Source organism: Cupriavidus sp. H39 (assembly GCF_050271075.1).
Lineage (GTDB): Bacteria > Pseudomonadota > Gammaproteobacteria > Burkholderiales > Burkholderiaceae > Cupriavidus > Cupriavidus necator_B.
Window position 1 is genome coordinate 317,169 of the sequence record NZ_CP189848.1, and the last position, 26,749, is coordinate 343,917.

A 26,749-nucleotide genomic window follows, 5' to 3' on the forward strand; every position below is an offset into this window, starting at 1 on the left:
TGCCGGCGCTTCTGTTCTGAGCCTCCCGGCGATGGCCGCTGGGTCAAATGAGTGATATGATGTCACGAAATAAGCACCCGAATACGCATCCATGAGCGCACGCGACGAAGAACTGGGCCTGATCAAGCAATTGCTGGAAATCTATGATCAGAAGGCGATTGCGTCACATTTAAATAGCCGGCTGCCGAACAGCCTGTGCAGGGAAACCATCAATCGGTGGGCGAACGGAAAAGCTGATCCTTCGCTGACCTACGCAGAGTTCCGCGCGCTGGAGGAGCTTCTTCCGAAGCCCCCGAAGAACCATCCGAATTACGAATTTGATTTCATTGATTTGTTTGCCGGGATCGGTGGCATCCGGCGCGGGTTTGAGGCCATCGGAGGTCGATGTGTTTTTACCAGTGAATGGAATGCTCCGGCGGTCCGTACCTACAAGGCGAACTACTATTCGGATCCGGCGTTTCATACGTTTAACGACGATATCCGCAAAGTGACAAGAAGCGACCGGGATGATATTCCGGAAGAGCAGGCATACCGCCTGATTGACGACGATATTCCGGACCATGACGTGCTGCTGGCAGGCTTTCCCTGTCAGCCATTTTCCATTGCAGGCGTGTCCAAGAAGAATGCGCTCGGACGCGCGCATGGATTTGAATGCAAGACGCAGGGGACGCTGTTCTTTGACGTCGCCCGAATCATCAAGGCGAAGCGCCCCGCTGCGTTTTTGCTTGAGAACGTCAAGAACCTAAAGAGTCACGACAAAGGCCGGACCTTTAAAGTCATCACGGAGACCTTGGAAGAGCTCGGGTATTGGGTGGCGGACGTAGATGCTGAGGGCACTGATGACCCTAAAATCATCGATGGACAACACTTTGTGCCCCAGCACCGCGAGCGAATCGTGCTTGTAGGTTTCCGAAAAGATCTGGGTGTGCACGAGGGGTTTTCGTTGCGGGATATCGAGAAGACGTTCCCCGCGACAAAGCCAAAACTTTCCGACATCCTGGATGAAAAGGTGGAGGAAAAGTACATCCTTACGCCTAAGCTCTGGGAGTATCTTTTTAACTATTCCCTTAAACATAAAGCCAAAGGAAACGGCTTTGGATATGGACTAGTCAAAGGGGGGGATATTACACGTACGCTGTCCGCTCGCTATTACAAGGATGGATCAGAGATTCTCGTTGACCGAGGATTTAATCCGAAGAAGGAGTTTCATCATCCATCAAACATCAAGAACCGACCGCGCCGTCTCACCCCTCGCGAATGTGCCCGTCTGATGGGGTACGACGGCATAGGTGAGTCGTACTTTCGGATACCGGTCTCGGATACACAGGCGTACAAGCAGTTCGGCAACTCTGTAGTTGTTCCTGTGTTCGCCGCAGTCGCAAGGCTGATGAAGTCGAGGATCATCGCCGCAAAAGCGAGGGCAGCGCAGACCAGCCGTATCGCTGCATAACGTATTGACAGACGTGCACAGTCCCGCCGTCCGCTCGCGCAACATGCGGGCGATCCGGCATAAGGATACGGCTCCCGAGCTGCAGATTCGGCGGGCACTGCATGCCCGGGGGTTTCGCTTCACACTGCATAACCGGAAGCTTCCTGGGACCCCCGATCTTGTCCTTCCAAAGTATTCGGCTGTAGTGTTTGTGCACGGGTGTTTTTGGCACGGGCACCAGTGTCCGATGTTCCGATTGCCTGGCACTAGAACCGATTTTTGGAAGGCCAAGATCGATGCCAATGTCCGAAGGGATGTGCTTGCCAACGAAACGCTGCTGAAAGACGGGTGGAGAGTGGCAACGGTGTGGGAATGCTCCTTGAAGGGTCGCAACCGATTGATGCCCGAGGATGTTGTCGATCAGCTCGCGGCTTGGCTTGTCGAGGGACATTCTTGGAAGCTTGAGTTGCGTGGACGGGGCTCTGCGGCCGATTCAGAAGGGCTAGTGACGGATACAAAGGTGGCAGGATCCGGGGCGGACTATACGGCAGCCAGCTAGAAAAGAACCGCTCAGAAAGCCCACTGCAACCCGGATCCGCAATCGATTTTCACATATGCCGGCATGTGGACAGCCAATGCATTCCCACTCGCTTGTGAACACTTCGAGTGGCAATAGCCTTGAAGCTCTGACTTCCCTGTCGTTGAAATCGAACTCATAGCTGGGCACTCAACCAGCGGTTTGGGGTAGAAGCTCTTGGGGCGCTCAGCATGGCCCGCCGTAAAAGATAGGAACTGTCTTATACCGGCTCGCAAGGAGAGCACACATAATTTGCTTGTCGTCGGGATTTCGGCGATCAGGTTTGACAGCCTGCTTTATATACAACGAACGAAGCAATCGGCAGTATTCTTCTGTTCGTGAGCCATGCGCGTCTCTTCGGGCGAGCCTTGGCGGGGGAGCCCCTCACGGCTCACCGGATTGTATATGGCCGGTCTGTCAACCCTGCCTCGTGCTCGCCCACCCCGGTTGACAGCGGACGGCGAGTCTCTATTTCCATATACGGAGGTTCGCAATGCAACCCACCACCCCGGCTCCCCAAGAGCTCACCCTCGCCCAAAAACAAGCCCAACTAGCCGAAAACCTGGCCAAAGTTGACCGCGCCCAGTTCCGCCGCCGCGCCAAGGCTGCCCCACCGCAACCCAGCAAAGCTATCACCCTCGAGGACCACATCCTCGAAGTCAGCGACGATCTTCTGCGCGTCAGCGCCGGTTTCCAATCCGTCCTGACTTTGCTGGACTTGCAGGCTGGCGATGTTCCTGACAGCATCGGTCTCCACGCCCTGCTTCTGCCGCTTAGGCGGCAGATCGACCAGTGTGCCGACCGCCTGCAGGCGCTTGTCTGACGAGGTATGGGCCCGCGCAACGCGGGCCTGAAAGCAAAGCGGCGCGGGCCAATTGGTCTCGCGCCGCTTTGGTAGTGCTGCAAGTTGATGCTTCAGTGTCCGGCAAGATCAAGCCGTTGATCACTGAGACCTACTCAGGCAGGTGCATTTCAATTGCGGCGGACAGGCCGCGGCCTATCCCTTGTAGCCGTACAGGCCCCCGGCCAAAAGCCGTGCACATGCCCACGTTGCAATCATGCAGAGAATGGCTTCCCACCCTCGTCCGGTGACTGTCAGCCAGCCTGCCCAGAGAAAGCCGGCGAGACCCAGCACCAAGGCGCAAAGGAGGCGAGCGATTGCAATGCGCCAGCGCCATGGGAGCGGGGCCGTCTTTTTGTCCTTGTGGTCAGTCATTGCGTCCCTCTGTGCTGGATCGAAGCCCTGTCTTCGAGCACATTCATTTGCGCTGACACAATTAAGCTATGTCGTCCTGTTCGCTCCTTCGGTGCGCGCGGACACGTTCGGATATTCATTCCAAGTAGTGACTTCAATGTCCGCCGATTGGACTCAACGCATCCAGCTCCGCCAGCACACCATCCGTCAACCCAACCTCCCCCGCCCCCAAGTTCTCCCTCAAATGCCCCGCCGACGAAGTCCCCGGGATCAACAACACATTCGGCGCCCGATGCAGCAACCAGGCCAGCGCCACCTGCATCACCGTCGCCCCGATCCCTTCCGCCACCTTTGACAACCCTGCTGACTGAATCGGCGTGAACCCGCCGAGCGGGAAGAACGGCACGAACGCAATCCCCTGCTCCGCCAGTTCATCCACCAGCGCATCATCGCCACGCTGCACCAGGTTGTACTGGTTCTGCACACAGACAACCGGCGCAATCTTCTGCGCCTGCGCCACCTGCGCCGATGTCACGTTGCTCAGCCCGATGTGGCGGACCAGCCCCTGCCTTTGCAGCTCGGCCAGCGCGGTGACTTCCCTTTCGATCGAGCCTTCCGTCGGCGCATGGATATCCCCCATGAGCCGCAGGTTGACGACATCCAGCACCTCCGCACCCAGGTTGCGCAGGTTGTCATGGACCGCTTGCCGGATGGCCTCCGGCTCAAGCGCCGGCAGCCAAGAGGCGTCTTCGCCGCGGCGGGCGCCTACCTTGGTGACGATCACCAGGTCATCCGGATAAGGATGGAGGGCTTCGCGGATGAGCTGATTGGTGATGTGCGGGCCGTAGAAATCACTTGTATCGATGTGGTTGACGCCGGACGCGACGGCTTCGCGCAGCACGGCGATGGCTGCGTCACGATCCTTCGGCGGGCCGAACACGCCGGGCCCGGCGAGCTGCATGGCGCCGTAGCCCATGCGGTTCACGGTGCGGCCGGCAAGGGTGTAGGTAGTGGCGGGGCGGTGAGGTTGGTGCGTGGTGGACATGGCGCTCTCCTTGATTCGGTTTGGCTGAACAGGTGGCGCCAGTATGGTTGGCGTTGCAGTGTTTGATAATCCGGCCTAGATTGAATGGGCTGTTTCAAAAATTGAACACTGGTATGGAATTCAACGATCTGGCCGCGTTCGTGTCGGTGGCCCGCGCCGGGGGCTTCCGGGATGCGGCGCGGATCAGCGGCGTGTCGGCGTCAAGCCTCAGCATCGCCGTGCGCCGCCTGGAGGCGAAGCTGGGCCTGCGCCTGCTCAACCGCACCACACGCAGCGTCGCCCCGACCGAAGCGGGGCTGCGCCTGCTCGAGCGGCTCACGCCGCTGTTCAGCGAGATGGAGTCCGCGCTGGACGTCCTGAACGCCTTCCGCGACAAGCCCTCCGGCACGCTCAAGCTGAACGTGCCATCGAGCGCCGCGTGGACGGTGTTGCCAGCCATCCTCCCGCCGTTCCTGGAGGCCTACCCCGACATCCGCGTAGAGCTTGTGGTCGAGGATGGATTTGTCGATGTGCTGGCCATCGGCTGCGACGCAGGCATCCGCTATGAGGAGCGGCTTGAGCAGGACATGGTCGCCGTCCCGATCGGGCCGCGCGTGCAATGCTTCGCGACGGCGGCAACGCCTGGCTATCTCGACCGGCACGGCAGGCCGGAGCATCCACGCGATTTGCTTTCGCACGTCTGCCTGCGCGGGCAGTTCGCCAGTGGAGCCACGCCACCGTGGGTGTTCGAGCGGGATGGGGAGGAATTGCGGTTGGATCCGCCGCACCGGTTGCTGATCCGGCCTGCTGCGTCGATCGACCTGGCGATCAGTACGGCGCTGGCTGGCGTTGGGGTAATCCACATCTTCGAGGGCAAGCTGCGGCCGTATCTGGAAAGCGGGGCGCTGGAGCCGGTTCTTGAGCCTTGGTGGCAGAAGTTCTCAGGGCCGTTTCTTTACTATCCCGGGCGAAGGCATTTGCCGGCGCCGTTGCGGGCGTTTGTGGATTTCTTGAAGGCGAGCGGAGGGGTATAGCAGCCGCTCGCCTCAAGTCACAGCGCTCACAAAAGCTTCGAACGCGCTGGCCTCCACCGGCGGACAGAAAAAGTGCCCTTGCCCGTAATCGCAACCAGCAGCCACCAGGATGTCGCGCTGCGACTCGGTCTCGACGCCCTCGGCAATCACGCGGATGCGCAGTGCATGCGCCATGCTGATGATGGCGTGGCACAAGGCCACGTCGTCCGGGCCCCGCGTCAGCGAGCGGATGAAGGACTGGTCGATCTTGATGTAGTCGATGTCCAGGCGCCGCAGGTACGACAAGGACGAGTAACCGGTGCCGAAGTCGTCGAGCGCGATCTCGATGCCGGCCGCCTGGAAGCGGGAGAGCTGGTCCATGACATCGGCGTTCTGCTCCATCAGCGAGCCTTCGGTGATCTCGATGACAAGGCTGCCCACCGGCACGTTCCTACTCTCGATCATGCTGGACCAGGACTCGGGCCCGCTTGCAGGCGCGCAGAACTCCACGGGCGATTTGTTGACCGAGATCTGAAAGCCCTTGCCCAGCAGCACCTGCCAGCGCGCAAGCTGGTCCAGCGCTTCCGTCAGCACCCAGCGGCCGATGTCGATGATGAGGCCGGATTCCTCCGCAACGGCGATGAAATCGGCCGGGTGGATCGGCCCGCGCACCGGATGGTTCCAGCGAATCAGGGCCTCGGCCTTGCAGACCTTGCCCGTGCGCATATTGACAATGGGCTGGTAGTGCAGCACGAACTGCCCGGACGCCAGCGCCGTGCGCAGGTCCTGCGTGATGCGCAGGCGCTCCCTCTCCGCCTGCAGCAGCGCCTGGGTGAAGACCTTCCAGCGATTGCGGCCTTCATCCTTGGCGGCAAACATTGCATGGTCGGCGCAGACCAGCAGGGCCTCGGCGTTGTCGGCGTCCCTGGGCCAGGTGGCCACGCCGATGCTGGCCGACACCACCACCAGCTCGCCGGCCAGGCGGTAAGGCGCGGCAATCTGCTGCAGGATCGCCTGGGCAATGCCCTCGGCAACGCCGACATCGCCCACCGCGGGCAGGATCACGGTGAACTCGTCGCCGGCCAGCCGCGCTACGGTATCCGACGCGCGCACCGATGCCGAAATGCGCCGCGCCGCCTCCAGCAGCAACAGGTCGCCCTGGTCGTGGCCGAGGGTATCGTTCACCTCCTTGAAGCGATCCAGGTCGATGAACAGCAGCGCCAGCACATCCTGCGTGCCGCGCGAACGCGCAATCTCCTGCTCCAGCCGGTCGAAGAACAGGCGGCGGTTGGGCAGATCCGTGAGCGCATCGAAATACGCCTGGTGCCGGATGACTTCCTCCGCCTGGCGCTTCTCGGTCATATCATGGATCAGCGCAACGCGGCGGCGCTCGCCATACGCGTGGGCCACGTAGGTATCCACGGTCAGGTAGGCGGGAAACTCGCTGCCGTCCTTGCGGCGGATCGAGAATTCGCCGCTCCATCTGCCCTTGGCCGCCACGGTGGCCCGCAGGCGTTCGACCAGCCCTGCCGCATTGCCTGCGCCGCTGACGCTGTAGCCAGAGCGGCCCTTGATCTCCTCGAGGGTATAGCCGGTGGCGGCGGCAAAGGCCGGATTCACGTTGATGATGGTGCCATCGAGCGACGTCACCACCATGGCCTCGCTGCTGGACGAATAGACCAGCGAAGCCAGCCGCATCTCCTCCATATGGCGCCGTCGCTCCGCGATGGAGCGGCGCAGGCTGTAGTACAACAGGCCAAGCAGCAGCGTGGAAGCCATCGCACCGGCCAGGGCAACGCGGCGATAAACCTCGTAGGGCGCCAGCACCAGGTCGACCGACTCGCCCACCACGAAATTGAGCCCGAACTCCGGCAAACGGTAGTAGCCGAAGACCCGCTCCACGCCTTCGGACCCCGACACTGCCCGATAACTACCAGACTGGGGCGAGTCGCTGGCCAGGTACGGCCTGTTGCTGACCGCCCTGGCCAGCGTGCCCTCCATGGCCGGCACGCGCGCGATGACCTGGCCGGAAGTCTTGATGACCGACGCCACTTCGCCATCGCGGTTGGTGAACGATTGCGCAAAGCTGGCGAACTGCTCCGGACTGACCGAAACCACGATGACCCCGTCGAAGCTGCCCGCGCGCAGGATGGGGCGCGTGAACTGGATCGACCATTTGCGCGAGACCTTGCCCTTCACCGGGTCGCTGATGAACAGCATGTCCCGACCGCCCGCGTTCTGATGGACCCGGAAATGCTCGCGCCCGCTCAGGTCGACCTTCTCGCCGGGCACGGGCGGGGCGATGGACGAGTAGATGAGCAGGCCATGCTTGTCGATCACCGACACCTGGAACGACAGGTCCACCACCAGGTTCTCCCGCTCACGCACCATGTCGATGAACCCCGGCTGGCTGGCCAGCCAACTGGCCCGCAGGTCGAGAAGGAACTCGGACAGCCGCAGGATGCTGGATTTCGAGTAGGCGCCGAACGCCTGGGCCTCCGCCTGGGTACGCTCCGCGGCGACGTGCAGCAAGCGATCCCGCTCGCTCACGAGCTGAAACGCCGCGAACGCCCATGTTGCAATCAGCCACGCCGCCGCCCCCAGGTTCAATGGGGAAAAGACCTGGCGCAGGCGCTGCAGCGCCTTGCCATATCGGGTGGTCGAGCGTTCTGGCATCAGGGGATCGCAGCGCAGCGAAGAGTCGACATCGATAGCAGGCTAGCCGAGGTCAGGGGACCCGACAAGCAGCACGCACTTTAGTCCCGCGCTCACCGCGTTAAGCGAGGCGGTGTGCGCCTAAAGCGTCACGTCGTGATCATGCCCAGCTCGGACGCGGAAGGCTCAATACTCCGTCAACACCCATTCGCTGATCGCAGCGAAGTACTCGCGTAGCCAGGCGTTATAGCGGAGGTAGATCGGCGTTCCAGCCCCGACCCCGGCGACTTTGCCGAAGCCTGCCTTTCCCGCAATCTGCACCGCCCGCCGTACATGGAAGTCGCTGGTCATCACCACAATGGGGCGGTGGCGACGACGCCCTGCTCTTCAAGCACCAAGTAGTGCTGCAGGTTGATGCTTCGGTGCCCCCTCAAGACCGAGCCGCTGATCGCTGCGATGTCCTCACGCAACCGTTTACTCGCGCTGCGGCGGAAACCGCCTTGGCGACGAGCATGGCAAGTCCATGCGGCTTGCAGTGTACCGGCTGCCTACGTACCCCTACACCGCTTCAACGAGATCGGTATAAGCCGCCAGATGGCCATCCGCGGTAAGCAGTCGAAGCGGCTCATACATGCCCTGAGCGATCAGCAAGCGATCAAACGGGTCCCGATGAATATCCGGCAGGTTTCGGACCAGGGCTGCATGTGCCGCGCGGACCGGCAGTTCTGTGAATCCACTGGTGTCGATTGCCGAAACAAGCTCGTTCACATCGGCATCCAGCTTACCCAGTCCTGCCTTGCTCGAAGCTTCCCAGATGCTTGCGCTGCTGACAAAGACCTTCTCGGCCTCGGAAATCATCTTGCGCGCGGCTTTTGACAACTTGCGATCGTCGGCGACGGCCCACAGGTAGATATGCGTATCCAGGAGCAGGCGCATCAACGACCTTCAAACTCAGCAATCACGTCATCCGGCAGGGGGACGTCGAAATCATCTGCAACGCGGATCTTGCCTTTCAACACACCGAACCGGCGGGCGACCTTGTCTGATTCTATTGGCACCAGCCGGGCGGCTGGCTTACCGGCCTTCGCGATGATGATTTCCTCGCCCGCTGACGCGGCGTCAACCAGACGGGAAAAGTTCGTCTTGGCGTCATGGATATTGACAGTATGCATGCTCGCTCCTCATGGACTTAGTCCATCTTAGTCCAGGGATGGGTCAAGACACCTGGCAACTGAACATGGGCGGCTGATTGACACTTCGACATGCCCGCCGGTTGCCATCGAACTGGTCAAGTCGGTGCCCTCAATACTCCCTCAGGATCCAACCGCTGATCGCCGCAAAGTACTCGCGCAACCAGGCATTGAAGCGAAGGTACAAGGGCGTTTCGGCTTCTACGCCAATTGCTTCGCTGAATCCCGCCTTGCGCGCAATGCCCACTGCGCGTCGCACGTGGAAGTCGCTGGTCACCACCACGATCGCCTTCCCCGGATCAACGCCCTGTTCCTCCAGCAACCGGCGGCTGAATAACAGGTTCTCCTCGGTACTCGTACTCCGCCCCTCGCGAATCACCCTGTCCGCCGCCACGCCCCGCGCTATGAGGTAGTCAGCCATGATGTCCGCCTCCGTACACCGCAGGCCGAAGTCCTGTCCGCCACTCACAACCACTTTGGCCTCCGGCCATCTCTGCGCCTGCACCAGGCCCTGATCCAGTCGTGCAATCAACGTTGGCGACGCCTTGCAGTTGGGCGTGCCTGACCCAAGGATGACGATCGCCTTCACCGATGTCCCCGCCGGCACCGCGACGCCCATGCCGCCGCGGATGCCATAAAAGAACATCGCGACAGTGACCAGCCACGCGGCAAACGCGATCCATCCCGCGCGCCAAAGCAACTGACGCCGGGGATCGGCCTTCCGCCAGCGCGCCACGCCATCCCAGCACAGGGCGAGCAACAGGAAGGCGATTCCAATAGAACCGGGCAACACAATGCCGAAGTTGAATAGCCCCATCCGCATCAGTGCGACAGCGTCGCCAAGCAGGACGGCACCAATCAGCGCCAGGGCAAGGCGGATACTGTGCGCGCTTCGTTTCACTGCGAGGTTCTCCAGATGGCTGATGGCGAGATTATCCAGCGGCATAAATCACGGGATAGGACGAGGTGGGAACGAGTTACCGGCTTCGCATATCGCGCGGCCGAGCGCGCGTTGAGACCATTCGCACACGACAAACTCAGGACAACGTGGCGAGCAACTTGATGAAGTTGCGCTTCGCACGATAGCTGTCGCGAATCTCTTCCAGTTCCCTGGCGAACTCCGCTTGCTCGCCCAGCTTTGCCCGCAGCCTTCCGATGGCGCGCACGATTTCAAACGCCTCGTCATAGCGCATTTTGCTCTTGCCGCTGTTGACAGCGACCGGCAGTAACTGGCGATAGAGAGCAATCGCGTCATGGGGATACGTTCTGGCGCGGTATTCCGCCATCCGGGGCCACAGCTGCGTCGCTACCGGACCGCCGATGAAGGCGTCCCAGGCTGCATCATCCTTGTCTTCGGAGAGGAAGAGCTTGACGAGTTCGGTGCGTGTTGGCGTCTCCCAGGCACGGCGCTTCGATTTTCCGGGTGACTCCTCTTTCTTGACGAGCGCCCACAGATGCGCCAGGGCGCGCTCCCGAATCTCATCATGCCTGCCGATCGTGGTAGCTACGTTTATCAGCGCAGGGAACCTGTCCGCCGCGGGATGCATCTCGAAGCGACGCCATGCGAGCATAGCGGCCCGGTCGGGATCGCCGCGACGCAGATACGCGTCGACGCAAAAGTCGAGCAGGCGCGGGTCAACATGCCTACCCGATTCACCGAGGCCTCGCTCGGCCCAAGCGAGGCCCTCGTCCGGGCGGCCATGCTTCACGCAAGTTTCTGCTATCTGGAGAAAGCGGTACGGAACCGAGAGGTCCTTGGAGAGGATTCGGATCAATGCATCAATGTCGCCGTCTAGCTCGGCCAGGCTTTGCATGGTGTGCTCGATACGCATCCGTTGCGGCTCGGATGACGGATACCGTTCCTTCACCGGAGGCAGCGGCGGTAGGGCTTCCCACGCTTCGCTCACCAGTTCGCGGTAGCGGTTCAACCCGTTCTCCCCCAAAGGTCCTGTGTAAGCGGGCAAGACATCGTGGAACGTATCTCGCTCACCTTCCATCTGCAGGCGGAACAGCCGCTCGGCAAGCCGCACCGGGTCGGGGCGGGTCTGCAGGCATGCGTCGAGGTGGACATCGGCCAGCTCCATGATGCCCGGCATCACGCCACCGCCGGAATCATCGATCTGGTTAAGGCTGTGTTCCGCGCCGGCAATTGCCAGTTCGGTGAGTTCGACCACCTGCGCGGCGTGCGGTCCGGCAAGCCTCTGGCGCAGGGTGTCGGCCAGCGACATCAGGTTGTTGCCATATTCGTTGGCCTCCCTCCAGTCCAGCGGCCGGGAGATGCGCGTGGCCTGCCGCACGGCCGCTTTCATGCTTGGGAAATCAGACGCCTGCGCCGAACGAGCGGCGATCAGCAGTTTGTCGCGTAAGGTCCGGTCGTGCTCGACGGCTTCCAGCAGCAGGTCCTGAAGCGCGTCCTTGTCTAGGGTCGCCACGTATTCGCGGATCACCTCTCCGTAAGTCTTGCGCTTCTTGCGTGGTTTTTTCTCGCGGGTGGGCTCTTCGGGATGGAACACCTCTGCGCCCGAGTTTTCTAGCCAAGCGAGTGCGACGGCTACCGCGTGCTTGCAGAAAATACCTTGGTCGCCTATCGGACAGTTGCATCCATAGGCGAGCCGGCCGTTGACAGCGACGGCCAGCTCGACGCTGTAGCGGTGCGTCCCGCTTACGGTGGCGCGAACAGCGGCCTCGTGTTCCTCAAGGCGGGACACGGCGCCGTCATGGAAATAGGCTTTGCCGCGGTTGAACGTTCCAGTGTCCGTATGCGACTGGACTTGGGCGAGGGTCAGGACTTCAGCGAGAGTAGGCACGGGCAGACATAGTGAAGACCACCTTTAAGGATCGGCCTATGGATGGACGAAGCTATGTTAGCTAAACCTTGGCCTTGGAGCGACCAACCCGGAGCCATAATGCCCGACATTCGGTATGCACTTCGAAACGCCACGACTGGATGACCGTCGTCCGCGCAAAGAAGACAAATGACACGAACCGCTCTGGTAGTTTGCCTCCTTTTGCTTTCTTTTGCTGCTCACGCTGAACCGGTGCCGGCAGCCATCATCGACAGTTGCCTGCTTTTCGACAGACAGTCGGAAGCCTCCATCTCAATAGCCCGGCTCGAAGGAGAAGCGGATCTTATAGACGACGTTACCGTGCCCGGCTACGAGTTATTCATTCCTCTGAGCGGAAACAACACGCTCCCGATTGGCTACGCAACCAGCACGCACGGAAGCGATGACTACATCTTCGTCGGAACTCGTCGCGGGTATATCCGGCGTGCGGTCGCACTCGGGAAGCATCAACCCTCGAGAATAGAGCAACCGATCCATGCCCGTTACGCGGTGCTGCGCCAACGAGGGCGGCGATATGTCTGTGCGATGGAAGGCAACGGGAACGGCAGCGCCGCCTTTGTCAGGTCGGCCTTTGTGGGGCGAATCTCATCGTCGGGAGGTACGGAGTTAAAGCTGTATTACAAGGTGGCGGATGTGAAGACGGTCAAAGCAGCAGTCGATAAGGGGATCGAGCTGAGACCATGAGTTCGGGCGACTTGGACAAGGCAACGGTCCCAGAGAAATTATCGCTTCGCTGCAAAACGTGACGCAGACTGCGTTTGGACCGGATTGGCGCGCCGATATAACTTCAGCTTCGATGGGGGAAACCCATTCACATTTCGAACCTTCACCCATGAAAACACCAACAATTGCCTCGCTGATGATCGGGGCTGCTATCGCTGGAAACGCCTACGGCGCCGTGTTGACACCGGGCATCTATCGCATTGACCCTGGTTCCTACCTGACTTCGATGCAGCGCGCGGAAGCAAAGTCCGGCGAACGCATCGACGAACGATTCGAGCATGCTTTCCCACCGGCGGCCGGTGTCACGTTTGCGGTAGTGTCGCGGGACGCGGGCTATGGGGAGCCCGAGCGCAACAGAGTGCTGTTCCTGACCGCGGACGGCTACAAGGCCGATGTCGATCATGGCGATCGGTTTTGCGTTGCCTACGCTCTGCCAAACAGGACTTACTATTCGGCCGCTCAACCATTCTGTGCTGGCGAGGAAGCGTTGTCCGATCGGACACTTGCCAGCTTTATAGTGCGGCAGCCGCCGCGGCGGCGGGATCTGGAAGGAATTCGCATCCCGCCGGAACGTACACCCACTCAGGACGACAGGATCGGCTGCCTGCTCGGCGTGTGTGACCCAGCCGCCTATGGTAAGTGGATCGACCGCGTGGAGGTTACCTACCGTACCGATCGATTTACGCTGGAAAAGGTACGTCCCTATCGGGATATTGTTTTTCTGGAAAACGCAGTCCCGGTTTTCGATTCGCGTGAGCGGACGGGTACCAGCTCTCAACTGAAGGCGGGAACGTTCGTGGCAGTGTTGGATCGTCAGGCGGAATGGTTCGAGGTCGATTACTTCGAACACGGCAACGCTCGCCATGGGTGGGTCGACCGCGATGACGTCGTCCCTGTGCAGTGGGTAGCGCAGCGTGCCACGACCCGTGACTTCCGTTTTCGCGTAGGCGTAGTGCCGGGTGACAGTGGCACGGATGCGCCCCAGCCGGTTGCCATTGAAGTCCTGAATCGGAACAGCGGCCACCGCTTGCAGGTGCTGCGCGATTTCGAGTCGGAAGCCTTCTATGCGCAGGGTGAGGAAGCCATCAAAGTAGTAGATGCCAACTTCGACGGCCATCCTGATATTGCAATATCCGGCATGTCTGGCGGCGCCGGCCCGAACAGCATGACCAACGTGTTCCTGTACGACCCGGTGCGGCGCCGGTTCAGTTTCTCCCAGGAATTATCAGATCTGCCCCAGCTGTGGATCGACCCAACGACGCGGACCGTTCACAGCGCGCAGCGTGGCGGTTGTTGCAGCCATTACTCTGAGGTCTATCGCTACGTGCGTGGCAAGCTGACGCTTGTCTCCAGCAAGGATGAATACGCGAACGGCGAGTGGGTGAGTACCACCACAGGCCGTCTACGCAACGGGAAAATGTACTACCGCGAACAGCGCCGAAGAGATAGGGGCGATTGATCAGATGCCGCGTTTGACGCCGTCAGCGCTCCTGCCCCTGGCGCAGCGCAGGCGCCACCGCACACGCGATCAGCAGCAGCGCCGCCATGATGATCAGTCCATTACGGGTGCTACCCGTTGCTTGTTCGATCACGCCCATCACCGACGGCCCGATGAACCCACCCACCAGCCCGCAGGTATTGATCAGCGCCAGCCCGCCCGCCAATGCCACACCTTTCAGCCGGGACGACGGAAACAGGAACACGATCGACTGCACCACGAAGAACATCAGCGCGGTCAGCGAAAATCCCACCAGCGCCATCACCGGGCCGGCGAAGGCGGCAATCAGCAGGCCGCTGGCCATCACCACCAGCCCCAGGCAGAGCAGGCGGCGTCCGCGCCGTGGGGTATTGGCATGTCGGGGCAGCCATGCGGCGCCGATGGCGGCAGCGATCCACGGCAGCGAATTGAGCATCCCGATTTCCACGGGCGTGAGCTTGCCGTACGTGCCGATGATGCCCGGCAGGAAGAAGATCACTGTGTAGATCGAGATCTGGTGGCAGAAGTAAATGAAGATCGCCAGCCAGACCTGCGGGTCGCGCATGGCGCCCAGGAATGAGTGACCGCCTTTGCCGGTGCTGGCATCGGCAGCTTCCGCGGCCAGCCGGCTGCGGACGGCCTGTGCCTGCGCGGGCGTCAGCCACGGCGCGCTGTCCGGACCGTCGGGGAGCTTCTTCCAGACTACCGCGGCCAGGAACACCGCGGGCAGGCCTTCGAGCACGAACATCCATTGCCAACCCTTGAAGCCCCAGATGCCATCCATGCCCAGCAAGGCGCCGCCCAGCGGGCCGCTGACGATGTTGGCGATACAGACGCCGAGCAGGAAATAGCCCACCGCCCGCGCGCGATCCTCGCGCCCGAACCAGTAGGTGAGATAGAGCATCACGCCGGGAAACAGCCCCGCCTCGGCCGCGCCGAGCAGTACGCGCATGATGTAGAAAGAGGTCTCGCCCTGGACGAAAGCCATCGCCGCGGACAGCAGGCCCCACGTCACCATGATGCGTGTGATCCAGAAGCGCGCCCCGACCCGATGCATGATCAGGTTGCTCGGAATCTCCAGCAGGGCATAGCTGAGGAAGAACAGGCCCGCGCCCAGGCCGTAGGCCGCGGCGGAGATGTTCAGGTCGACCGCGATGTGGGTCTTGGCGAGGGCAATGTTGGTGCGGTCGAGAAAGCTGATCACATAGGACAGCACCAGCAAGGGCATCAGCTTGCGGAACAGCAGTGCGGTCAGCGGGCGGTCGGTGGGCGCGGCCAGCGGCGGCGCGCCTGAGGCGGGTACGGTCTGCATGAGCGTAGTCTCCATCGGCGGATACGGTGCTATGCCCTGGGGCCGCGCATTAGCCGTTCTGCCTGGTCGGTGTCTTCAGTGTTGGCGGGATGGGTTGGGGCCGCGCCATGGCGGCCCGCTGGTTCAGAACGCGGTGCCTGCCGCGCCCTTCAGGGCGAGGATGTCGCGGGCTTCGTCCGGCGTGGCCACGTCAATGTTCAGCGCTTCCAGCACGGTCCGGATGCGCGTGACCTGCTCGGCGCTCGATGCCGCCAGCTGGCCCGGACCGATCCAGAGCGAGTCCTCCAGGCCCACGCGCACGTTGGCGCCCATGGCCGCGCCGATGGTCGCCAGCGGAAGCTGGCCTCGGCCTGCGCCCAGGATCGACCAGCGGAACTGGTCGCCGAACAGGCGGCGGGCGGTGCGGTGCATGTGCATCAGGTCTTCGGGGTCGGGGCCAATGCCGCCCAGGATGCCGAATACGGACTGGATGAACACCGGGCCACTGACCAGGCCACGGTCAAGGAAGTGCCGCAGGTTGTACAGATGGCTGATGTCATAGCACTCGAATTCGAAGCGCGTGCCGTTGGCATTGCCGATGCGCAGGATGTTCTCGATGTCCTGGTAGGTGTTCTTGAAGATCAGGTTGCGGCTGTTCTCCAGGTGTTCGCGCTCCCAGTCGTGCTGGAATTCCTTGAAGCGGTCGAGCATTGGGAACAGCCCGAAGTTCATCGAGCCCATGTTCAGCGAGGCCAGCTCAGGCTTGAACGTGGTGGCCGGCAGCATGCGCTCTTCCACCGTCATGTGCGGGCTGCCGCCGGTGGTGATATTGATCACGGCATTGGTCTCGGCGCTGATCCTGGAAAGGAACGGCCGGAACAGCTCGGGGTCCTGCGACGGGCGCCCGTCCTTCGGGTCGCGGGCGTGCAGGTGCAGGATGGCGGCGCCGGCGCGTGCCGCGTCGATGGCGGCTTGTGCGATCTCGTCGGCGGTCACCGGAAGATGGGGCGACATGCTGGGCGTGTGGATTGCGCCGGTCGGGGCGCAGGTGATGATGGCTTTGGCTCGCTTGGCCATGGTGATTCCTTGATCGGGTTGTTGGCTCGGAGGGCGGGCCGCGGAGATCCGGCGGCCCCGCGATGCGCCGGGCGCGCTAGCTGAGCGCCTGCGTCAGGCCGTCGACGACCATTTCCTGGCCGTGCACATTGGCGGCCTGGTCGCTGCAGAGGAAGCGCACCATGTTGGCGATGTCGCGCATCGTCACCATGCGCTGCAATGCCGCCTGCGACGTGTAGTCGCGCGTGACTTCCTCAAGCGGCTTGCCGAGCGACTCGGCCTTCGCGGCAATCACGGCGCGGATACGCGGGCCGTCGACCGCACCGGGCAGCACCGTGTTCACGCGGATGCCATCCCCGCCCAGTTCCAGCGCCAGCGATTTGGTAAAGCCCACCACGGCCCATTTCGAGGCGGAGTAGGCGGAACGGCCCGGCATGCCGAGATGCCCGGCAGCGGATGACAGGTTGACGATCGACGGCGCGCGCCCCTGCCGCAGGCGCGGCACCGCGGCGCGGGCGCACAGGAACTGGCCGGTGATGTTGACGGCAAGGGTGCGCTCCCAGTCGGCCAGCGACAGGGTTTCGACACCACCCGTGGGGCCGGCAACCCCGGCATTGTTGACCAGCACATCCAGCCCGCCCAAGGCGTCATCCACCGCCTGGAACAGCGCCTCGACGTCGCTCTCCTTCGACACATCGGCCCTGATTGCCAGCACGCCGGGCAGCTCGGCCACGACGCGTTCGAGGCTGTCGCCGGCCACGTCGCACACCGCAACGCGGGCGCCCGCGTCCACCAGGGCGCGCGTAATATCCAGACCAATCCCGTCCGCGCCGGCGGTCACCAGTACGCGCTTGCCGGCGAGCGATTCATCCTTCCACATGATTCCAATCTCCTGGGAACAGGCCAGTGCCTGCCTTCCGGACGAAGATTAAAACTGTGATCACAGATCAAATATAGAGAATAACCCTATGTGCTATGCTTGGCGGCATGCCCTTGAATGACCTTGTGACGCCCCTTGTCCGCCAGACGCTCAGCCGAGACGTCTACACACAGCTGCGCGACCTGCTGGTCAGCGGCCAGATGATGCCGGGCGAGCAGATTTCCCTGCGCAACATCGCCGCCGCACTGGGCGTCAGCGTCATGCCGGTGCGCGAAGCGGTGCATCGGCTGGTGGCCGAGCAGGCCCTCGAACTCACACCCAACCGCGCGCTGCGTGTGCCGCGCATGAGCGTCAGCCAGTTCGAGGAAATCACGAAGATCCGGATCGAGCTCGAAGGGCTCGCCACCGCGACCGCGGCCGAGCGCATCACCGATGAGGAGCTCAAGCAGGTACAGGCGCTGCACCGCCGCTTTGCCGACGAGATGGCCAAGCGCAATCCGGACGGCGCGGATGTCATTGCCGCGAACCAGGCCCTCCACTTTGCCGTCTACGCGGCGGCGCGCATGCCGATCCTGTTGCAGATGATCGAGTCAACGTGGCTGCGCATCGGCCCGATTCTTAACCACGACCTGCGCTCCGGGTCGCGCCGCGTGGAAGAGCGCGTCGCGGTCAGGCATCACGACAACCTGGTCGCAGCGCTGCGCAAGCACGACAGCGCGGCGGCATGTGCGGCGCTGCGCGGAGATATCGAGAGCGCTGCGGCCTATATTGTCTCGGCGGGGGTGCTGGTCAATACGGACAGGACCGAGGATGCGGCGGCCGCGCTGGTGCCCGTGAAGCGGGCTGCGAAGGCAGGGCGCGCGGCGGTGAAGCGCTGAGCAGCGCGGTGGACGTGAAGCGGTTCAAGGCACGCCAGCACCCAATCGCGTCTGGTTCCGGCTATCGCTATCGCTCAGGACGATTCTGCGACAACACCCAAAGCATGGCGCCGACAGCCTCGGTCTGCGTCCGCGTGTGGGTCTTCTCGTAAATCGCCCGCAACTGGGTGCGGACCGTCGCCACCGAAACCCCGGCACTACTGGCGTAGGCCTCAGCCGTCTTGCCTGAAACCAGCGCTTCAGCAACCGCCGCTTCCGCCGCAGACAAGCCGAACGCTTGCCGCAACTGCCGCGCGGTCACCAAGGCGGTGGTGCCGCGCTGCCTGGCTGTGATCAGCATGGTGGCATTGCCAAACACCGCGCGCGTGTCCTTGCCGGGTAGCACGGTGATGCTGAGGAAGATGTCCGGCGGTGCGCCGGATGTGGCGGGCAGCGCCAGGCTCTCGCCCTGGCGGGTTTTTGCCACGCGCGCGATGGCCGCTTGCAGGCCGACGTTATCGGCTGCCGTGGATGCAACCAGGCGCCCGTGTTCGAGTTTCAGGCTGGTGGTGGCGCGCAACGCGGATTCGGCCGCCGCATTGACAAAGACCACGCGTGAATGCCGGTCCAGCGCGAACACGGCCAGTCCCAGTTGTTCCATCAGTTCCGTGCCAAGCGCGGCATCGCGATGCAGGACCCTGGCGTCCTGCCAGAGATTGATGGCGCGCTGCAGGTGTCCGGCCATGCCTGCCGCCGCCACGCGTTCTGCCGGTGAGTAAGGCGTCCTGTCCCGCGCCCGCAACAGGCCAAGCAAGATCTCGTCGCTGTTCGGCCGAGCCAGCCGCACACCCATCAGATAGCGGAACCCGGCCGGAATCTGGAAATCCTGGAAGAACTCGCTGCGTGAAACGTCCTGCTCGCTCAGGTGGTCGTCGCAGTTGACGAACTGGCCGATGCGGGCCTGCTCCACAAAGCGGCGCCGGGGATCGAAGGCGCCATAGAACGCGTCATAACGGGCGATGACCTCATCCCATCTTACGTCCGGCGTATAGATGGAGAGATGCGGTGCATTGCGTACGGCATCCCAGCTGAACATGTGAAAGACGTTGGCGCCCAATACTTCGGTGACGGCCTGGAACGTTTCCAGAAAGCCGTCCTGCCGGACGGCGGCCTCATAGAGGTCACCGATGAGCTGATCTCTTGGCAATTCCATTCCTCCCCAGGCGCCGGTGTGCGGGCATCGTGCGTGCCCTCTGGCCGGTTCCCCCTCTCTTTATTCAGTGCATGGTCTTGCGCGGGCTATTACTGCCGCTGTGCAAGCCGCACTGCGATTTTTTTTCTGGCTTTCATCAATTTGAATGATGCCAGCCAGGGCGCCTTTTTGCAGAATTCCGCGAAAGTCGGACGGCTTCAAATCCAGTTGCCAGGTCAAAAAAATGAAGCGCGGATTAACAAAAATCACCACGGGGTGTGCTCAATATGAATTATTGAGCGCTTTCAAAGGGGTCCATTGACGTAGCCAGTCAAGCTTGACCCTCCCTCAGAGGGGAGGTGGCTGCGTTTGGGGTGTTGTCTCTTTTACAACGGTACGGGGAAGGAAATGAAACTCACACCTATTGCACTCAGCATTGCAGTGCTCGCCTTGTCGGCGTGCGGCGGCGGCGGAGATTCTTCAACGGGAGGAACCACCACCACCACTGCGCCTCCCGAGGTATCTGTGCCCGCCAAGCAGACTGTCAGCGGCGTAGCCGCGACCGGCGCGGCCATGCAAGGCGCGACGGTGACGCTGATGGACGCGGCCGGCAAGTCGGCCAGTTGCCCCGCTGACGCCACCACGGGCTCTTTCCAGTGCGATGTGACCGGCCTGACCGCGCCGTTCGTGCTGGCCGCCACCGGCAATGTGTCTGATTCCCAGGCAACGCTGATCAGCCTGAGCGCCACCGCGGGCACCCAGACCATCAACATCACGCCGTTGACCAATGCCATTGCCGCGACCATCATCGGCGACAACCCCACCAAACTGCTAGCCGACAGCAGCCTGCTGCAGTCCAAGGTCACGTCATCGGCGATCAGCACCACGGTGAAAGCGTACTCGGATGCGCTGGCCGATCTGCTGAGCGCCACGGGCAACACCGGCGTCGACCTGATCTCGGGCCCGCTCACGGCCGGTGCGCCGGGGCTGGACCGCCTGCTGGACCAGGTGAAGATCAACGTGCTGCCAGACGGCGGCGTGCAGCTGTCGTCCGTGGCCGGCGCTTCGAGCGATACGCCAGTGGTGCTGCAATTGGCACCGGGCGTGGCCCCCACGGCCAGCGACACGGCCAGCCTGCCCAGCGTTGCCACGATCGGCGGCGTACCTGTGTCCAACCTGCCCGGCGCCAGCGACCTGGCCGCGCTGCAGACCGCATTCAACCAGTGCTTCGGCGGTTCATCGACGGGCAAGGCGCGCCTGGAGGGCAATGTCGCCGCGTGCAGCCAGATCTTTGTTGACGAGGTAGCCTCCGGCAACCTGCAAGCGGGCGTTCCCGCCGCGTATTTGAGCAATGGCGCCAGCGCCGAACAGGAATTCGGACCGGGCCCGGGCGGCAGCGCTCCCGGCATCTTCGCGGACGACGAAATGAACGGCGCTGTATTCAGCCTGCCGGAGATCATCCGGGTGCAGGCGGCTGACAAGGTCTGGATGAAGCTGTCGTGGACGCGCACCGATGGCATCCGCGATGGCGTGCAGCTGATTGCGCAGGTCGCCCTGCAGCCCGCGGCGCGCACCAGCAGCGATAACGGCTGGCGCCTGGTGGGCAACCAGCGGCATATGGTGACCAAGGTCAATGGCAACGCGCAGCGCTGGGACTGGCTGAATCCGGCCAAGCCGATGACCGGCACCAACGCCTATATCAGCTCGCTGACGCTGCAGGTCGGCATCGCGGATGATCAGGGCGTGCCGGTGGATTTTGCGATCGTGAAGGGGCCGGGGCTGCGCAATGGTGTCGTGCTCAATCGCAGCAATGGCGTGTGCGGCACGCTCAATATCGTGGCCCAGCTGACGCCTTCGCAAACACCGGCCCAGGCGTCGGCGGTGCCAAGACTGAATTCCTGCCGTAACAACTACCGGCTCGCCGGTGTCGCGCAGGAAGCTTCGGCCCAGGCGCAGTTCACCTGGCCGGGCGCTACCAACAAGGCGTTTGCCGATCCGCAGCTGAGCACCACGGAGCTGGAAGCGATCACGCCGTTCAGCGCCTACACCTTCGACATCTATCAGAACGGCAATACGGCTGCGCCGGCGTACTCGTACACCGTGCGCCTGCGCACCGCGCCGCCGGCGCCGGTGGCGCTGCGCCAGTATGCCTGGCAGGATGTCAGCAAGGCCGCGCGTGACCTGCTGACCCCGGGTTCCGGCACCACGTTCACCGGCGGCAGGACGTTCCCGATGAGCTGGACCTCGGCGGCGAACGTGCCGTTCGTGAAGCGGAGCAATGTGCAGATCCGCTCGACCATCGGCGCAACGCCGGCGGTGTTCGTGAGCGGCAACGGACGTGCGCGCCCGGCGGCGCCCAATGCGGTGGTCAGCCTGGATGTGTTGGGAGACCTGGGTGCGTCGTTCCCGTCGGTAGCGGGGGCGACTGGCGCGGGCGATATGTCATTTGCCAACCTGAGCTGGACCGATCCGTTTGACCTGAACTTCACCACCAGCGTGGAGTATGACCACTAAGGCGATGGTGTGATCCGCTGCACGGCCTGGCTGCCTGATACGCGGCCAGGCCGTGGGCGGCTGATGTTTCCCTGACTTCTTGGAGACCTCCGCGACTTGCCTGTCTCCATGCCAAATTTCGAATACGACGTTCTATCGATCAGGTGGGCTGGTAATGAAAGCTCTTTCACTTTCTTCGATGGTCTTAGGAGGTCGCGTTGAGCTGCTGTCCGACCGCCGGCGCGGCCACGCATCCGGCATTGAGCGGGTTGTTAGCAGCCGGCGGTCCGCCGCCACTGCCTTCGTCCGGATGCTCTGAAGCGCCCCCGCAGGCTGCCAACAGCAAGCTGGTCAGGCCCATCGCAACCAGCGTGGCATTTCGCTGCGTCTGCATATCCGCTCCCCTTTCTTAGTCCTGCTAGGACACGGAGAAACCGCCTGCCGGCGAGCGCGTAGGGAAGTTGGTGGGCGTCATCAGCCCCCGACTGAGGCATGCGCCGGGCACGGCACGGCGCAGGGATGGCGTTATGCATGGATCCATTGCAATTGGCTCAAGTGTGTTTTTGATTTCCATCATTCCGCTGATTCGGAATGACAGACTGAGCCTATTGAATCTGCGCTAGTGCAGGGATGGGCGCTATCCGATTCTTCTGCGGAAAATGCCTAATGAGATCGTGAAATCCCGGCTCGGCATGCGCTATGTCTTTGGACTTGGGAGAAATCGAACTGAGCTACACCGGCGACGTGGCCAAGGCGCCGGGCGAAGTAAGCGGCGCCCACTGGCGTCCTGGCAAGGACACCCAGTGGGTTGCAGCGTCCCGTCGTCAGTAACTTCCAGCGCTTGCTTGTTCATGCCGCAGCAGCGGCTCCGGGATGCCGGAATCGCGCCTACTGCCTCACGTCAAACAAGCCGCGTTCACCACCCCCACCGCCAGCGAAATCACCCCCATCACCGCCCCCATCCCGCGGTTATCACTGGTAATCGCCTCGCTGACACCGCCCAGCGCCCGCGCCGCCATCAGGTAAGCCACCACCTGCACCGCAAACGCCCCGAACGCCCACAGCAAGAACATCGCAAACGTAGCGTTGTGCTGGATGCTCGACGACAGCGTCAGCGAGAACCCCAGCACCGCCCCGCCCAGCGACAACGCCGCCGCGACGTTGCCCTCGCGGATCAGCGTGAATTCCCGATGCGGCGTGACCCGCGTATAGACCAGCAGGAACAGTCCCAGCATGGCAAAGCTGGTGACGATGTAGATCAGGTAGGCAAGTGCCGGGTGCATGGTGTTGACCATTGGATGGGACTCGTTGTCAGGGTTCAGGGAAGTTGGATGGCAAGGTGCTCAGCAGGCAGCATTCAGCCGCCGCCGGAGCGGCCGCTGCTGCCGGAGCGGCCGCTGCTGCCGAAGCGGCTGGTGAAGCCGCCGCGCGATACCACCGGTGCGCGCGACACGGCGGCGGAGCGCATGGTCAGGCCCATGGATCGCCCGCCGCTGAGCGAACTGCGGCGCACGGTGGCTTCTTCCACCATCGCGGCATGCGGGGTGGCGTTGGTGAAGGACTGCGTGGGCGTGCCGTTGCGGTCGTAGACGTGCATCGGGCGCAGCGGGCCGGATGACAGATCGCGCTGGGTCTGGGTGCCGTTGGGGTGGTAGACGGTGCCGTTGGCGGTGTAGTACGGGCCGTACCAGCGCGCGTAGTACGCGCTGCTGCTGTGCGTGGTGCCGGAGCCGCCGACGGCTTCGCTGGCGGGGGCGTTGAGGCTGGAGCTATAGATGGTGCTGGGGTCGTCGAGCGGCACGCTTTCGCAGTCGTTGGGCGTGTTCCAGTCGGCCTCGCAGTCTTGCAGCGTGGCGTAGCTGGCGCGGCGCACGGTCACGCCGGGATCGTCGTCGGCGTCGTCGCTGCAGGAGCCGAGTACGGCGACGCCGGCGACCACGGCGCAGGCGCCGACGATCCACAGCGCGGGCGAGCCGCCCTTCGTCTTCTGTTCGGCCTGGTAGGCGGCGATGCGCGGCGACGCACCGCCGGAGCCGCCACTGCCGGGCAGGTACGGGCTGCCGTACTTGGAGCGTTTGGTGCCCTTCTTCTTGTTGGCCATGGCTTACGCGTGGGTGAAGTAGTGGGGGACGAAGAAGCTGGTGTTCTTGGCGATGGGCCCGGATTCTTCGCGCACGCACAGGCCGCTGGGCACGTCGTCGACGATCCAGACGCCGAGCGTGGTGTAGCGGCCGTCAAAGCGCCGCGCCGGTTCGTAGGCCTGGTAGATGAAGCCTTCCTCGCCATACTCGCCGGGGTTGTGGACGCGCTCGCCTTCTGGCGTGATCAGCGTCACGCTTTCGCCTTCGCGCGACAGGAAGGGCTTCTTCGCGTGCGGCCGGCCGGCGAACTGGCCTGGGTCGAAGCTGGCTTCGATCAGGTTGGGGTGTCCCGGGAACAGCTCCCACAGGATCGGCAGGATGGCCTTGTTGGACAGCACGGCCTTCCACGGCGGCTCGACCCAGCGCACGGGGCTGTGCGCGAGCTGGTCGCGGTAGTCGGAGGTGGCCATCCATTCCCACGGGTAGAGCTTGAACACGACTTCCATCGGCACGTTGTCGGCGTCGTAGAAGTTGCCGCGGCCGTCGGTGCCGATGTCTTGCAGGTCGACCAGCTTGACCGACCAGCCGGCCTGCAGCGCGGTGTCCATCAGGTATTCGGTGTTGCAGATGTCTTCCTGGCTGTCGAACATGCACGCCAGGTGCAGCAGGCTGGCGTTGCGGTAGTGGTTGCGCAGCCATTGCCAGCGCGCGACCAGTGCGTCGTGCAGGCTGTTGAACTGGTCGGCCTGCGGCTGCACGGCGTCTTTCCAGTACCACTGGGCGACGGCGGATTCGATCAGCGAGGTGGGGGTGTCGGCGTTGAACTCGTATAGCTTCGGCACGCCGTGCGCGTCCAGCGTCATGTCGAAGCGGCCGAACAGCGTGGGCTCGTCGCGGTCCCACGAGGTGCGGATCAGTTGCGCGAAATCCTTGTCGATGGCCAGGCGCGCGAACAGGTCGTGGTCGACGACGTGCTGCACGGCTTCCAGGCAGCGCTGGTTCAGGTCATACGCGGCGGCATAGAGGGTTTCCACCTCTTGCTTGGAGAAGGCATAGGCGGCGTCTTCGCGCCAGTAGAAGAAGGTGTTGTCATCGACTTCGCGCGGGACGTTGAACTCGTCCAGCGAATGGAAGTGGAAGCCCACCTTCTCGAGTTCGCGCGGCCAGTTGCGGCGCGGGGTTTGCGGGATGCGTTGCATCAGCAGGCAAGGGTCAGGAGAGCGGGATCGGGCCGGACCTTGGGGTCGTCCAGCAGGAAGTCGGTGAAGGCGAGCGACGCAGCCCCGGGCCGCGGCAGCCAGTCGGTGAATGCCATGCTGAGCGGCGCCCACCAGTGCGCGGCATCGGCCAGCACCGGGCGGAAATCGAGCGCATCGGATTCCACCACGCCACGCGCGGGATGGGCCAGCATCCATTGCATGCCGGCGACCAGGCTCGATGCCACCTGCAGGCTGGTGGCGGTGTTGTAGGGCGCCAGTGAACGCGCGCGCTGCACCGAAAGGCGCGAGCCATGCCAGACCGCGCCGTGCCGGCCGCTCATCAGCAGCACGCCAAGTTCGTCTTCGCCGCACTGGATCTCGTCGCGCAGGATGCGTTCGCCGCGCACGCGCGAGGCGGCGCGCTCGTCCAGCCATTGCATCGAGGCTTGCGTGGCGGCGGTAGGGCGGTAGGCGTAGTAGACGGTAGGGCGATACAGCGGCTGGCCGGCGCTGGTGTCGGTCAGGTACTCGGCGATCGAGATCGATTCGTTGTGCGTGATCAGGTAGGCGTCGAAGGGACCATGCACCGGCGACCACGACCGCACGCGCGTGCGGTGGCCTGGCCGGTCCAGCGCGATCGCGGCGCCGCTGCCGTAGCCGTGGCGATAGCCATCGGGCGGCAACTGCGGCTCATGGCTGCCCCAGCCGAGTTCGGCATCCTGCAGGCATTCGGTGATAAAGCCTTCGGCGGACCAGGTGTTGGCGAACTCGCTGTCGCGCGGATAGCCGGGTGCCTGCTGGCTGTCGTATTCGGACACTTGCACGACGCGCACATCCAGCGTGCGCGCCAGCGCGGCCCAGCCGGCGCGATCGCGGGGCTCCGGCTGGTGCATCCCCGCCTTGCCGGCCAGTGCCATCAGCGCGGCCTTGACCAGCACCGAAACCAGTCCGGGATTGGCGCCATGCGCCACCAGCGCGGTCGGCAGGGTCTCGCGGCCGCGGGCGAAGGCCAGCATCTCGTGGCGCAGCGCGTAATTGCTCAGGTGCGAGGCCTGCGGATCGGCTTCGTAGTCCCAGGGTTCGATGCCGGCGTCGACATAGAAGGCGCCACGCGCCTGCGCCAGCGCGATCAGGTCGCGGCTGCAGACGGACGGGGCCAGGTTCAGCAGGAAGGCGCCGGGCCGCAGCAGCGGGTCCAGCGTGGCTTTGAAATTGGCTGCCGTGAGGGTGGCCTGGATGGCGTGCAGCCCGTGCCTGGTGACAAGCGCCTGGCGAGCGTTGTCCAGCACGCGGTCGACCACGGTGATCGCCGCCCGCGGCCAGGCTCGCTCCAGCAGCGGCAGCACGGCCTGGCCGATGCAGCCAAAACCGACGATAACGATGTGTTCGATCACGCAGACCCTTCCGCCCGTAATACGGCAAGGTGGTCCGCGGGCGCGGCAACGGCCGCGCCGGCGCAGGACTGCCCTCGCCTGGCTTTATCAATTCTGATCAGAATCGCCAAATATAGCGAAGGGCAATACTATCGCCACGAGCGGCGGCTGCCAACTGCCGGCAGGGTGCGCGGACCG

General features: G+C 63.2%; 25 protein-coding genes. 8 read left to right on the forward strand and 17 right to left on the reverse strand.

The annotated features are described in order from the left end of the window. Positions 1–91: 91 nt before the first annotated feature. From dcm to ACOCMH_RS16860, 3 genes are all read left to right on the forward strand, one after another. Positions 92–1,450, forward strand: coding sequence for a DNA (cytosine-5-)-methyltransferase (gene dcm / locus ACOCMH_RS16850; RefSeq protein ID WP_427312123.1), 1,359 nt, complete (start codon positions 92–94; stop codon positions 1,448–1,450). Positions 1,451–1,463: 13 nt separating this feature from the next. Continuing rightward, the gene (locus tag ACOCMH_RS16855) at positions 1,464–1,988 is read left to right on the forward strand and encodes a very short patch repair endonuclease (protein ID WP_427313309.1); all 525 of its coding nucleotides are present in this window, start codon (positions 1,464–1,466) and stop codon (positions 1,986–1,988) included. Positions 1,989–2,499: 511 nt separating this feature from the next. Then, positions 2,500–2,829 (forward strand): DUF1484 family protein, encoded by a 330-nt coding sequence (locus tag ACOCMH_RS16860; protein ID WP_427312125.1) that lies wholly within the window; start codon positions 2,500–2,502, stop codon positions 2,827–2,829. Positions 2,830–3,355: 526 nt separating this feature from the next. Here ACOCMH_RS16860 and ACOCMH_RS16865 read toward each other — a convergent pair. After that, the gene (locus ACOCMH_RS16865; RefSeq protein ID WP_427312127.1) at positions 3,356–4,246 is read right to left on the reverse strand and encodes an aldo/keto reductase family oxidoreductase; all 891 of its coding nucleotides are present in this window, start codon (positions 4,244–4,246) and stop codon (positions 3,356–3,358) included. Positions 4,247–4,359: 113 nt separating this feature from the next. Between ACOCMH_RS16865 and ACOCMH_RS16870 the strand changes: the two genes are divergently transcribed. After that, positions 4,360–5,259 carry a LysR family transcriptional regulator gene (locus ACOCMH_RS16870; protein WP_427312129.1) on the forward strand — a complete coding sequence of 300 codons (900 nt, stop codon included), beginning with the start codon at positions 4,360–4,362 and terminating at the stop codon, positions 5,257–5,259. A gap of 12 nt (positions 5,260–5,271) precedes the next feature. Here ACOCMH_RS16870 and ACOCMH_RS16875 read toward each other — a convergent pair whose 3' ends face one another. The 6 genes from ACOCMH_RS16875 to ACOCMH_RS16900 form a co-directional block, all read right to left on the reverse strand. Then, the gene (locus ACOCMH_RS16875) at positions 5,272–7,914 is read right to left on the reverse strand and encodes a bifunctional diguanylate cyclase/phosphodiesterase (protein WP_427312131.1); all 2,643 of its coding nucleotides are present in this window, start codon (positions 7,912–7,914) and stop codon (positions 5,272–5,274) included. Positions 7,915–8,079: 165 nt separating this feature from the next. Next, on the reverse strand, positions 8,080–8,244 hold the full coding sequence (locus ACOCMH_RS16880; RefSeq protein WP_427312133.1) for a hypothetical protein: 165 nt from the start codon (positions 8,242–8,244) through the stop codon (positions 8,080–8,082). 207 nt (positions 8,245–8,451) lie between these two features. Further along, on the reverse strand, positions 8,452–8,829 hold the full coding sequence (locus ACOCMH_RS16885) for a type II toxin-antitoxin system VapC family toxin (RefSeq protein WP_427312135.1): 378 nt from the start codon (positions 8,827–8,829) through the stop codon (positions 8,452–8,454). Further along, positions 8,829–9,065 (reverse strand): type II toxin-antitoxin system Phd/YefM family antitoxin, encoded by a 237-nt coding sequence (locus ACOCMH_RS16890; RefSeq protein WP_427312137.1) that lies wholly within the window; start codon positions 9,063–9,065, stop codon positions 8,829–8,831. Before ACOCMH_RS16890 ends, ACOCMH_RS16885 begins: the two co-directional genes overlap by 1 nt. Before the next feature lie 130 nt (positions 9,066–9,195). Beyond that, on the reverse strand, positions 9,196–10,029 hold the full coding sequence (locus tag ACOCMH_RS16895) for an ElyC/SanA/YdcF family protein (RefSeq protein ID WP_427312138.1): 834 nt from the start codon (positions 10,027–10,029) through the stop codon (positions 9,196–9,198). A 91-nt stretch (positions 10,030–10,120) separates the two neighbouring features. Then, the gene (locus tag ACOCMH_RS16900) at positions 10,121–11,890 is read right to left on the reverse strand and encodes an SWIM zinc finger family protein (protein ID WP_427312140.1); all 1,770 of its coding nucleotides are present in this window, start codon (positions 11,888–11,890) and stop codon (positions 10,121–10,123) included. Positions 11,891–12,058: 168 nt separating this feature from the next. Between ACOCMH_RS16900 and ACOCMH_RS16905 the strand changes: the two genes are divergently transcribed. After that, positions 12,059–12,613 carry a hypothetical protein gene (locus ACOCMH_RS16905; RefSeq protein ID WP_427312142.1) on the forward strand — a complete coding sequence of 185 codons (555 nt, stop codon included), beginning with the start codon at positions 12,059–12,061 and terminating at the stop codon, positions 12,611–12,613. A 148-nt stretch (positions 12,614–12,761) separates the two neighbouring features. Then, positions 12,762–14,111 (forward strand): XAC2610-related protein, encoded by a 1,350-nt coding sequence (locus ACOCMH_RS16910; RefSeq protein ID WP_427312144.1) that lies wholly within the window; start codon positions 12,762–12,764, stop codon positions 14,109–14,111. A 22-nt stretch (positions 14,112–14,133) separates the two neighbouring features. Here ACOCMH_RS16910 and ACOCMH_RS16915 read toward each other — a convergent pair whose 3' ends face one another. From ACOCMH_RS16915 to ACOCMH_RS16925, 3 genes are all read right to left on the reverse strand, one after another. Beyond that, positions 14,134–15,441, reverse strand: a complete 1,308-nt coding sequence (locus ACOCMH_RS16915; protein WP_427312146.1) for an MFS transporter — start codon at positions 15,439–15,441, stop codon at positions 14,134–14,136. 123 nt (positions 15,442–15,564) lie between these two features. Next, complete coding sequence (locus ACOCMH_RS16920) at positions 15,565–16,497, reverse strand: 3-keto-5-aminohexanoate cleavage protein (RefSeq protein WP_427312148.1); 933 nt, start codon at positions 16,495–16,497, stop codon at positions 15,565–15,567. Positions 16,498–16,573: 76 nt separating this feature from the next. Continuing rightward, on the reverse strand, positions 16,574–17,356 hold the full coding sequence (locus ACOCMH_RS16925) for an SDR family oxidoreductase (protein WP_427312149.1): 783 nt from the start codon (positions 17,354–17,356) through the stop codon (positions 16,574–16,576). Positions 17,357–17,451: 95 nt separating this feature from the next. Here ACOCMH_RS16925 and ACOCMH_RS16930 point away from each other — a divergent pair, with 95 nt between their 5' ends. Next, positions 17,452–18,234: a GntR family transcriptional regulator gene (locus ACOCMH_RS16930; protein WP_427312151.1), complete on the forward strand. Its 783-nt coding sequence runs from the start codon at positions 17,452–17,454 to the stop codon at positions 18,232–18,234. A 67-nt stretch (positions 18,235–18,301) separates the two neighbouring features. Here ACOCMH_RS16930 and ACOCMH_RS16935 read toward each other — a convergent pair whose 3' ends face one another. Next, positions 18,302–19,420 carry a helix-turn-helix transcriptional regulator gene (locus ACOCMH_RS16935; protein WP_427313310.1) on the reverse strand — a complete coding sequence of 373 codons (1,119 nt, stop codon included), beginning with the start codon at positions 19,418–19,420 and terminating at the stop codon, positions 18,302–18,304. A 66-nt stretch (positions 19,421–19,486) separates the two neighbouring features. Then, entirely contained in the window at positions 19,487–19,678 is a 192-nt protein-coding gene (locus ACOCMH_RS16940; RefSeq protein ID WP_427312153.1) for a hypothetical protein, read from the reverse strand. Between the two features lie 135 nt (positions 19,679–19,813). On the opposite strand from ACOCMH_RS16940, the gene ACOCMH_RS16945 reads away from it, so the two are divergent. Then, positions 19,814–21,919 carry a hypothetical protein gene (locus ACOCMH_RS16945; protein WP_427312155.1) on the forward strand — a complete coding sequence of 702 codons (2,106 nt, stop codon included), beginning with the start codon at positions 19,814–19,816 and terminating at the stop codon, positions 21,917–21,919. Positions 21,920–22,103: 184 nt separating this feature from the next. Here ACOCMH_RS16945 and ACOCMH_RS16950 read toward each other — a convergent pair whose 3' ends face one another. The 5 genes from ACOCMH_RS16950 to ACOCMH_RS16970 all read right to left on the reverse strand — a co-directional run bounded on the left by ACOCMH_RS16950 (position 22,104) and on the right by ACOCMH_RS16970 (position 26,572). After that, positions 22,104–22,292 (reverse strand): hypothetical protein, encoded by a 189-nt coding sequence (locus ACOCMH_RS16950; protein WP_427312157.1) that lies wholly within the window; start codon positions 22,290–22,292, stop codon positions 22,104–22,106. Between the two features lie 502 nt (positions 22,293–22,794). Then, positions 22,795–23,193, reverse strand: a complete 399-nt coding sequence (locus ACOCMH_RS16955; protein ID WP_427312159.1) for a DUF350 domain-containing protein — start codon at positions 23,191–23,193, stop codon at positions 22,795–22,797. Between the two features lie 62 nt (positions 23,194–23,255). Then, the gene (locus tag ACOCMH_RS16960; RefSeq protein WP_427312160.1) at positions 23,256–23,999 is read right to left on the reverse strand and encodes a hypothetical protein; all 744 of its coding nucleotides are present in this window, start codon (positions 23,997–23,999) and stop codon (positions 23,256–23,258) included. 3 nt (positions 24,000–24,002) lie between these two features. Further along, a complete protein-coding gene (locus ACOCMH_RS16965; protein ID WP_427312162.1) occupies positions 24,003–25,178 on the reverse strand; it encodes a glutathionylspermidine synthase family protein in 1,176 nt (391 codons plus the stop codon). Then, positions 25,178–26,572 (reverse strand): saccharopine dehydrogenase NADP-binding domain-containing protein, encoded by a 1,395-nt coding sequence (locus tag ACOCMH_RS16970; RefSeq protein WP_427312164.1) that lies wholly within the window; start codon positions 26,570–26,572, stop codon positions 25,178–25,180. The genes ACOCMH_RS16965 and ACOCMH_RS16970 overlap by 1 nt, the downstream gene beginning before the upstream one ends. Positions 26,573–26,749 lie beyond the last annotated feature (177 nt).

Coding starts and splice junctions, on each gene's coding strand:
- dcm (WP_427312123.1), top strand. CDS start 92: ATGAGCGCACGCGACGAAGAACTGGGCCTGATCAAGCAATTGCTGGAA.
- ACOCMH_RS16860 (WP_427312125.1), top strand. CDS start 2,500: ATGCAACCCACCACCCCGGCTCCCCAAGAGCTCACCCTCGCCCAAAAA.
- ACOCMH_RS16865 (WP_427312127.1), bottom strand. CDS start 4,246: ATGTCCACCACGCACCAACCTCACCGCCCCGCCACTACCTACACCCTT.
- ACOCMH_RS16870 (WP_427312129.1), top strand. CDS start 4,360: ATGGAATTCAACGATCTGGCCGCGTTCGTGTCGGTGGCCCGCGCCGGG.
- ACOCMH_RS16875 (WP_427312131.1), bottom strand. CDS start 7,914: ATGCCAGAACGCTCGACCACCCGATATGGCAAGGCGCTGCAGCGCCTG.
- ACOCMH_RS16880 (WP_427312133.1), bottom strand. CDS start 8,244: ATGACCAGCGACTTCCATGTACGGCGGGCGGTGCAGATTGCGGGAAAG.
- ACOCMH_RS16885 (WP_427312135.1), bottom strand. CDS start 8,829: ATGCGCCTGCTCCTGGATACGCATATCTACCTGTGGGCCGTCGCCGAC.
- ACOCMH_RS16890 (WP_427312137.1), bottom strand. CDS start 9,065: ATGCATACTGTCAATATCCATGACGCCAAGACGAACTTTTCCCGTCTG.
- ACOCMH_RS16895 (WP_427312138.1), bottom strand. CDS start 10,029: ATGCCGCTGGATAATCTCGCCATCAGCCATCTGGAGAACCTCGCAGTG.
- ACOCMH_RS16905 (WP_427312142.1), top strand. CDS start 12,059: ATGACACGAACCGCTCTGGTAGTTTGCCTCCTTTTGCTTTCTTTTGCT.
- ACOCMH_RS16910 (WP_427312144.1), top strand. CDS start 12,762: ATGAAAACACCAACAATTGCCTCGCTGATGATCGGGGCTGCTATCGCT.
- ACOCMH_RS16915 (WP_427312146.1), bottom strand. CDS start 15,441: ATGCAGACCGTACCCGCCTCAGGCGCGCCGCCGCTGGCCGCGCCCACC.
- ACOCMH_RS16920 (WP_427312148.1), bottom strand. CDS start 16,497: ATGGCCAAGCGAGCCAAAGCCATCATCACCTGCGCCCCGACCGGCGCA.
- ACOCMH_RS16925 (WP_427312149.1), bottom strand. CDS start 17,356: ATGTGGAAGGATGAATCGCTCGCCGGCAAGCGCGTACTGGTGACCGCC.
- ACOCMH_RS16930 (WP_427312151.1), top strand. CDS start 17,452: ATGCTTGGCGGCATGCCCTTGAATGACCTTGTGACGCCCCTTGTCCGC.
- ACOCMH_RS16945 (WP_427312155.1), top strand. CDS start 19,814: ATGAAACTCACACCTATTGCACTCAGCATTGCAGTGCTCGCCTTGTCG.
- ACOCMH_RS16950 (WP_427312157.1), bottom strand. CDS start 22,292: ATGCAGACGCAGCGAAATGCCACGCTGGTTGCGATGGGCCTGACCAGC.
- ACOCMH_RS16955 (WP_427312159.1), bottom strand. CDS start 23,193: ATGGTCAACACCATGCACCCGGCACTTGCCTACCTGATCTACATCGTC.
- ACOCMH_RS16960 (WP_427312160.1), bottom strand. CDS start 23,999: ATGGCCAACAAGAAGAAGGGCACCAAACGCTCCAAGTACGGCAGCCCG.
- ACOCMH_RS16965 (WP_427312162.1), bottom strand. CDS start 25,178: ATGCAACGCATCCCGCAAACCCCGCGCCGCAACTGGCCGCGCGAACTC.